The sequence below is a fragment of the Bacteroides caecigallinarum genome (genome assembly GCF_016902295.1).
Lineage (GTDB): Bacteria > Bacteroidota > Bacteroidia > Bacteroidales > Bacteroidaceae > Phocaeicola > Phocaeicola caecigallinarum_A.
Genome location: NZ_JACJLQ010000091.1, coordinates 1 through 2,175, shown reverse-complemented (window position 1 = coordinate 2,175; position 2,175 = coordinate 1). Strand labels below are relative to the sequence as shown.

Genomic DNA, 2,175 nt, shown 5'->3' with positions numbered 1-2,175 from the left:
GAATTTCCTCCGTAAGTGCAAGATAATCCTTTGCACCGTTGGAATTTGAATCATACTCGAATATACTTTTGCCACTACCGGCTGATTCCGCCAAGGCGATATTCTCACGAATGCGGGTATTCATGGTGATACTTTCGTAACGTTCCTTTACAGCCTGTTCCACGACCTTGTTCAGTTTGCGATGATTGAATCTGGCAATGAACACACCGCCCAGGCGAAGTGACGGCTTGACACGTTGCAGGGTGGTGACAAATGCGTCCAGCATCCTCATACCTTTCAACGGAAGGAGCTCCGGTGTCATCGGTACGATGATCTCATCAGCGGCAATAAAAGCATTGGTAGTGACAATACCAAGAGAAGGCGGACAGTCAATCAGGATATAGTCATAGTCCTTCCTGACAGGTTCAAGAAGATTGCTAAGCAACCGCTCTCTTGCCAACAGGTTGGTCAAGGCTATTTCCGCACTTGCCATTTCAAGGGAAGACGGAACAATGGCAAGATTCTCCCGGATATGCTTCACAGGCAAAGGAACACCGTTTACCAATGAATCAAATATGCTCGTCTCAATTTCATCCTCATTAGGTATGAAATACAGTGTAAGGTTTGCCTGTCCGTCAAGGTCTATAAGCAGGACTTTCTTGCCCTTCATTGCCATACAAGCCCCAATAGAAGCTGTAGAAGTTGTCTTTGATACACCACCTTTGTGGTTGGCGAAAGTAATGATTTTCTGTGCCATACTATTTGTTTTTATGTTTATATGTTTCAATGTATTCTTGTATTCCTGTTTACACGTGTACTTGTTTACATGTATCAATGTATACAAAGGTAAGTGTATGATATGTAAGCATCTTCCAACGTCTCCTGACAGTTTAAAGGTGTCAGGGAAAGTGTTACGTTATCATAGAAAACGTACTTCCTAAAGCGGGGCACAAGGCTTTCTCATGCCCCAGTGGTTATACTTATTCGAATGCGAAAGGATGGATGTAGAAATAGGTCTCTTCGCTCTCGTATCCATAGCTATTGATAAAGTCCACCATTTCTTTCTCACTACGGTCTCCCTGTCCGATACCAGTCTTTGATGTCCATTCAGCTATGGCATCCCCAATGGTGTCAAAAACATCCTCACACGCATCCTCAAAAGGTTCGCCGTATGAACTCACACAACATTCTTCAGGAAAGAAATCACCCTCGTCGTGGGTATAAAATAAATCGCAACCGCATTCATAGCATCTATATGAAATGCTCAATTCATCACCCAATATCCGGTTTATTTCAAAGAAGAGTTCGTTACAGGCATCCCATGCGGTTTCTGTATCAAATGAAAGAAGGAAGTAATCATTCTCTTCGTCTTCTTCATATTCAGCCCAATAGATATGTCCTCTAACACTGATTTGCTTTTTCTCATAGTCAATGCCGTAATGCTCGGCAAGCTTGAACAGCCTTATATCCTTACTGTCCACTTCCATGTCCTGAAAGGTAGTCCACAGGTTATTTACTGCCTCACGTGTCCCTGTGACCTTGTAGGTCGTTGTCGCTAAATTTGCCATATCATTGAATTTTAAAATATTACCACTCCGTATAATAACTCTGGTCGTTGTTTTCGCATTCCTCAGCCCATTCTTCATCGGTGAAGTCACTGTGCAGACATTCATCACTGCAATAGTAGGCTACTCCCATGTCAGCACAATACCCGGCACGCATCAGTCTGCCACACTCTGAGCATCTTCTGCAAGCCTTGTCGGTATCCCACCAAAAGTCAGTGAAAGACTCGGCTATGACATCCTCACTGGTGTTCTCGTCCCACTTGTCAATGTAGAACTCTGCAAAACTGTTCAACTCCAGCTCTGTGTAGAGCATCTTTTCAGTACCGCTAACAGCCTTGGTCAGTCGGCTCAGGATTGATTGGATTGTTGTCATAATATCATCTGTTTTTTTCTTCCCTCTCGTAGATCAACTACTTCGGGAACACATATAAATTTTGTTGCACCAAGAAGGTGTCGGGGATGTCTCTGCAAGGTTTTGCACCAAAATACTACCCGCAGGTGTGGAGATTTTGCGGCAAAGCAAAGCCCTGACCTTGCTGATGACAAGACCGGACATTTACCTTCGCAACGGAATTTATGCCAGTTCCCCGAAGTCGGTGTATGAGGAACGAATCTCAACAAAGAGAAGTAT

3 protein-coding genes and 1 pseudogene are annotated in these 2,175 nt (G+C 43.8%); all 4 read right to left on the bottom strand.

The window, feature by feature from the left end; all coding sequences use genetic code 11:
- On the bottom strand, window positions 1-736 hold a 736-nt coding region (locus H6A27_RS14220; RefSeq protein WP_204509160.1), incomplete at its 3' end, for a ParA family protein.
- 223 nt (window positions 737-959) lie between these two features.
- Window positions 960-1,547 carry a hypothetical protein gene (locus H6A27_RS14215; protein ID WP_204509159.1) on the bottom strand — a complete coding sequence of 196 codons (588 nt, stop codon included), beginning with the start codon at window positions 1,545-1,547 and terminating at the stop codon, window positions 960-962.
- Between the two features lie 19 nt (window positions 1,548-1,566).
- A complete protein-coding gene (locus H6A27_RS14210) occupies window positions 1,567-1,917 on the bottom strand; it encodes a hypothetical protein (protein ID WP_204509158.1) in 351 nt (116 codons plus the stop codon).
- A pseudogene (locus H6A27_RS14205) lies at window positions 1,914-2,175 on the bottom strand (hypothetical protein); the annotation flags it as partial. The gene H6A27_RS14210 and the pseudogene H6A27_RS14205, both read right to left, overlap by 4 nt.

Coding starts and splice junctions, on each gene's coding strand:
- H6A27_RS14215 (WP_204509159.1), bottom strand. CDS start 1,547: ATGGCAAATTTAGCGACAACGACCTACAAGGTCACAGGGACACGTGAG.
- H6A27_RS14210 (WP_204509158.1), bottom strand. CDS start 1,917: ATGACAACAATCCAATCAATCCTGAGCCGACTGACCAAGGCTGTTAGC.